The organism is Actinomycetota bacterium, from assembly GCA_030682655.1.
Classification (GTDB): Bacteria; Actinomycetota; Coriobacteriia; order Anaerosomatales; family JAUXNU01; genus JAUXNU01.
This window is the reverse complement of record JAUXNU010000006.1, coordinates 1-5,082: the sequence shown is the minus strand read 5'-3', so window position 1 is coordinate 5,082 and position 5,082 is coordinate 1. Positions and strand designations below refer to the sequence as shown.

The window sequence follows — 5,082 nt, the reverse complement described above, 5'->3', positions numbered from 1 at the left end:
CTACGAGAAGGGCACCAAGGTGCGTGACGAGGAGCTTGCCGCCGTGAATCTGCAGCGGGATGCCTTCCACGGGGAGTGGAACTACGCCATCGCCCCATCCGAACCTCGAATCGGGTCAGTTGTTTCGTGACGAGTCCTAAGGGGCCGGACGCCGCTGCAGTTCTCGGCGTGGCTGGGACGTGGAGGCGGCAGACGGAGTGCGTCGGCACATCTCCGAAGAGTGCGGTCTAGTGGCCCAGCAGCTCCGCGAACAGCGACAGGTCGTGGCCGAGGAGACGTGTGACGAGGAAGTGCTCGCGAATGTGCTCGACGCCACGCGCGGCCATCTGCTTCGCGAGCGCCCGGTTCTCGAGGATCTCGGCCACCCTGCCGGCGCAGCCGTCGATGTCGGTCGGGTCCACTAGGAAGCCCGTCTGGCCATCGATGACCTGCAGCGGGATGCCGCCGACTGCGGATGCGACGACCGGCGTGCCCTTCCACATCGCCTCAGACACAGTGAGTCCGAAGCCCTCGCGCAGCGACTTCTGCATCACGACTGTCGAGGAGCGCTGCAGCGCATTGATCTCGACGTCGCTCGCTCCCATGAGCAGGATGACGTCGCCTGAGTCGATCAGGTCCTGCGCGCGGTCGCGAACGCGCTCGAACATCTCGAAGCCCTCGGGATCGTCGGTCGCCACGTTGCCCGCGAGCACGAGCCGGCAGTCGACCTCCTTGCGCACGAGTTCGAACACGCTGAGCACGCCTTCGGGGTCCTTCCACTTGTCGAATCGCGAGACCTGCGTGATCAGCGGCTTGTCGCGCGGGATTCCGTGGCGATCCAGGTACTTGTCGATCGTCTCCTGCGGTAGCTCGATGTTCTTCAGGTTGAGCGGATCGATCGCCGGGTTGATGATGCGCTGCTCGACCGGGAGGTCGGGCCGCTTGTAGTCCTCGTGGCTCACGATCACGAGGTCGTAGCGCAGGATGTAGCCCTTGAGGAACTCCCACAGCGTGGGGTCGGGCTCTGAGAGGTCGATGTGGCAGCGCCAGACCCAGGGCTGGCGCTTCTTGTAGAACTTGATGATCGGCAACGGCTGCGGGTCGTGGATCATGACCGCGTCGTGCTTGTTGATGTGCGAGTACTGGGAGAACGCCTCGTTGGTCTGGATGTAGATGCGCTTCTTCTCATCGGTCAGGTCGATCTGCTCGCTCTGCAGCCCGTTGTGGAATGCCTTTGTGACGTTGAAGAAGTCGGTGCCTCCCACGAGCACGCGCCAGCCAGCGTTCACGCCTGCGTCGTTGGTGAGCGGGACGAGCGAGTAGAGTATCTCGGCTACGCCTCCGCCTGCCGCGGTGGAGTTCACGTGCACCACGTGACGCTCGTACAGCCGCGACGCGCGGCGGTACAGGTCCGCGAGGATCTTGTCGTCGACGATGCCCCGGTAGTCTTCCAATCGCTTCATTTCGCATCACCCTTCAGCATCCGCGCGAGCAACTCACGTACATCGCGATACGAGCGCACCGACCAGTGCGCGCGCGTGGGGCCGGTCCCCACCTTCACGGTCCATTTCATGTCGGCGGCCACCTCGAACACGTCCTCGTCGGTGCGGTCATCGCCGAAGACAACGGTGAAGCAAGCATCCTCGCGGCACATCCAGCGGTGCGCAGCGCGCCCTTTGTTGACCCCGGCCGCCTTCACTTCGAGAACCTTGTTGCCCTCCATGGCGGCGAGCCCGTAGTCACCCACGACGCTCACCAGCTCTTCCTTGAGCTCGCGGACGCGCGTCTCGCCGAGACCGCGATCGACCGCGCGGAAATGCCACACCAGCGAGAAGTCCTTCTCTTCCACGAAGGTCCCCGGCGTGCGGTCCACATACATCTCGAGCACCGGGCGCACCCGGTCCTTCCAGTCCGCGTTCATCGGCTCGATCGTCACCCACTCGCCGCGGCGACCCTTGATCCACACGCCGTGCTCGGCGACGAGGTCTACGTGCAGATCTCCTAGCCAGTCGTCGAGCGTTTCGCGATCACGGCCGGAGATCACGACAACCTCATTGCGAGGGTCGGCAGCCAGTCCGGCGAGAAGCTCCAGCACCTCGGTCGGCGGGCGCGCGTCTTCCGGGCGCTTCGAGAACCCTACGAGCGTGCCGTCGTAGTCAAGCAGAAGCAGGCGTCGGGATGCGTCGCGGAACTCCGTGAGCATGCGCTCGGTTGCCCATTCGTCGAGCAGGTGCGCCCCGAAGCCGACCTGCGTGAGCTTGATCTCTTGCAGTCTGCCAAGGAAGTCCTCGGCCCAGCGTTGCACGGTGTAGCGACGAAGTCGGCGCTGCATGGCTTCGTTGCGGGCGCGCTGCTCGTCGGGGGCCATCGTGAGTGCCTCAAGCAGTGCTTCGACCATCGCGTCGCGGTCGTTCGGGTTCACGAGCACCGCCTCGGCGAGTTCCTTGGCCGCTCCCGCCATCTCCGAGAGCACGAGTACACCGATGCCGTCGATACAGGTCGCCACGTATTCCTTGGCGATGAGGTTCATCCCGTCGCGGAGTGGGGTGACGAGCGCGACGTCGGCCGCGCCGTACGTGCCAACGAGCATGTGGAACGGCAGTGAGCGGTAGTGGTAGCGGACGGGCGTCCATTCGAGCGTCGAGTAAGCGCCGTTGATCGACCCGACCAGCTCGTCGACCTCGCGTTTGAGTTCGCGATACTGCTCCACGCGCGTGCGCGAGGGAACAGCGACGAGCATGAGCGAGACCCGGCCGCGCCACGACGGGTGCCGGTCGAGCAACGCCTCGAACGTCCGGAGGCGTTCCGGGATGCCTTTCGTGTAGTCGAGGCGGTCGACCGAGAGCACTAGCTTACGGTTCTGCGTCCGGGTGCGAATCGTCTCAATCTCGCGCTGAGCGCGCTTGCTGGCCACGCCGTCGGCGTAGCGGTCGTAGTCGATGCCCATCGGGAATGCGTCCACGAGCACGAGCCGTTCGTCCACGCTCACCCGGCCGTACTGATCCTCCGTGCCAAGCAGGCGCCTCGCACTGCCAAGGAAATGGCGCACGTAGTCGTAGGTATGGAACCCGACGAGATCCGCGCCGAGGAGCCCTTCGAGCAGTTCGCGGCGCCACGGGAGCATGCGGAAGACCTCGAACGACGGAAACGGTATATGCATGAAGAAGCCAATGGTGGCTTCAGGCAACTCGTCGCGGAGCATCTTCGGCAGGAGCATGAGCTGGTAGTCCTGGACCCAGATGATGTCGCCTGGCTTCGTGATCTCGAGCACGGCGTCGCGGAACTTGCGGTTCACGCGCTCGTACGCCTGCCACATGCGCGGGTCGAACTCGGCGTACTGCGCGAAGTGGTGCAAGAGCGGCCACAGGGTGCGGTTGGAGAAGCCGTGATAGTAGCCGCGGACATCATCGGCGGTGAGGAACACCGGCACGCACGAGTGCTCCTCGCGCAGGCGGGTGCGGACGATCTCGCGGTCCTCGGCATCGAGACGACCCGATGCGATATCGGCCCAGCCGACCCACAGGCTCTCGTGCGTGTTGTGGTACGAGCCCAGGCCGGTGGCTACGCCGCCGACGCTGCCTTTGAAGGACAGCTCACCCTTGCGGCGCTCCACGGTGACCGGGAGCCTGTTCGAAACGAGGATCAGTCGTGGCATGGTGTGGGGGGCCGACAGCTTCAGACGCCGCCCGGGTCGCAGTGTGACCCCCTCCGGGCAGCCCCTCCTTCTTCATCCTAACATTCCCCTTCGGCGCGTTTGCGCTGCTGTGGACGTGAGTGCCTGTCCCCGCCGCGACGCGCGCACGGCCGCCGTGGTCCGCGCGTCCCGTTGCCTCACGTAAGAATGTCGTCGAACGCCACATTCGTTGACTCATCATAGATGTCGTCGAGATCGGGCGCCTGCACCTCCCTTCTCCTGATCGATTCCTTGAGCGAGACGAGTTCGTACAGACGCTTCTGCAGCTCGGCGATCCGTCGCTTGAGTGCCACAGGGTTGAGCCTCTCGTAGTGCCGCGTCAACCGGCGTTTGGCCGCCTCGGTGACGTGCGCGGAGGCGAGTACGCGGGCATATGGCGTCATCGGGGTGTCGTAGCGCTTGCTCACCTTCGCGCCGTCTCGGGTCTTGGACACGAGTTTGGCGCTCGGCATGAAGAAGTTCGTGTGTTCCCGAAGCGCCGCGTAGATCTCGTTCAGGCATGCGAGTTCCCCGGGGGTGTCGAAGCGCGCGTAGCCGACGTTGCGTCTGACCACCGACCAGTTCTTCTGTTCCACGTAGCAGCCGTCGTTCTTCTTGTAGGCCCTTGAGCGGGTGAAGGTGATCCGCTTCTGCTCGCAGTAGCGGTGAAGCTCGTGATTGATGAATTCGCTGCCGTTATCCGAGTCGATCCCCAGGACCGGGAAGGGAAGCGCGGTGCGTATCTCCTTCAGCGCGGCGAACACGTGCACCTGGGCCTTGTTGCGCACCGCCCGGGTCTCGGTCCAGCCTGTGGCCACGTCGGTGACATCCAGTGTCTGGCAGTACTCGCCTCTGAGCACTCCGCCTTCGTGCCCCACCAGGTCGATCTCGACGAAGCCGGGGACCGCGTCGTCCCAGTCGGCGAAGGTCTTGATCGGGATCTGGTGCTTGAGCAGCGTGCCGGGCTTGGTGCCCGTGCGGCCCTTGAGGGCGAGTTTGGCACGATCGGGCGCGAGAAGACGATCGATCGTGGCGGCCGAGACCCGGAGCAGCTTCTCGCGCACCTCGCGCGAGACCGTGAACTCGCCGCATCTCTCCATCGCCGGCACCATCTCGGGTAGGGCGGCGTGAAGCCGCTTGCCGCAAAGGCCGTCCAAGGTCGCCCAGATCCTTCGCAGCGCGAACAGCACATCGGCGTCGTAGGTCCGTGTGCGTGAGCGCCTCTTCCGCGGCTGTCTTCGCGGCGGCGGTCCCTCACGCAACAACCTCGCCGCGTGGTCGCGGCTGTAGCCTGTGATCGAGCACAGGGTGTCCAGGATCTCGCCCTTCTCCTGCTTGCCGGCCCGCCGATACCCTTCGGCGAGCCTCCTCGTCACCGCGTGTCTCTCCGTCATCGTCAAAGGCACCCTCGTCGCGCCTCCTCGTCACAG

4 protein-coding genes are annotated in these 5,082 nt (G+C 64.9%); 1 reads left to right on the top strand and 3 read right to left on the bottom strand.

All coding sequences use genetic code 11. The features are described 5' to 3' along the window. Nucleotides 1-130, top strand: a 130-nt coding sequence (locus tag Q8K99_00295) for a hypothetical protein (protein ID MDP2180994.1), incomplete at its 5' end; no start/stop codon positions are given. A 97-nt stretch (nucleotides 131-227) separates the two neighbouring features. On the opposite strand, the gene Q8K99_00290 is transcribed toward Q8K99_00295, so the two are convergent. From Q8K99_00290 to Q8K99_00280, 3 genes are all read right to left on the bottom strand, one after another. Next, complete coding sequence (locus tag Q8K99_00290) at nucleotides 228-1,442, bottom strand: glycosyltransferase (GenBank protein MDP2180993.1); 1,215 nt, start codon at nucleotides 1,440-1,442, stop codon at nucleotides 228-230. Continuing rightward, nucleotides 1,439-3,634 carry a bifunctional alpha,alpha-trehalose-phosphate synthase (UDP-forming)/trehalose-phosphatase gene (locus Q8K99_00285; protein ID MDP2180992.1) on the bottom strand — a complete coding sequence of 732 codons (2,196 nt, stop codon included), beginning with the start codon at nucleotides 3,632-3,634 and terminating at the stop codon, nucleotides 1,439-1,441. Before Q8K99_00285 ends, Q8K99_00290 begins: the two co-directional genes overlap by 4 nt. Before the next feature lie 176 nt (nucleotides 3,635-3,810). Further along, nucleotides 3,811-5,028 carry a transposase family protein gene (locus Q8K99_00280; protein ID MDP2180991.1) on the bottom strand — a complete coding sequence of 406 codons (1,218 nt, stop codon included), beginning with the start codon at nucleotides 5,026-5,028 and terminating at the stop codon, nucleotides 3,811-3,813. Between the last annotated feature and the right edge of the window lie 54 nt (nucleotides 5,029-5,082).

What these genes read in the sequence shown, in the direction of transcription:
- Q8K99_00290 (MDP2180993.1), bottom strand. Translation starts at nt 1,442, where the DNA reads ATGAAGCGATTGGAAGACTACCGGGGCATCGTCGACGACAAGATCCTC.
- Q8K99_00285 (MDP2180992.1), bottom strand. Translation starts at nt 3,634, where the DNA reads ATGCCACGACTGATCCTCGTTTCGAACAGGCTCCCGGTCACCGTGGAG.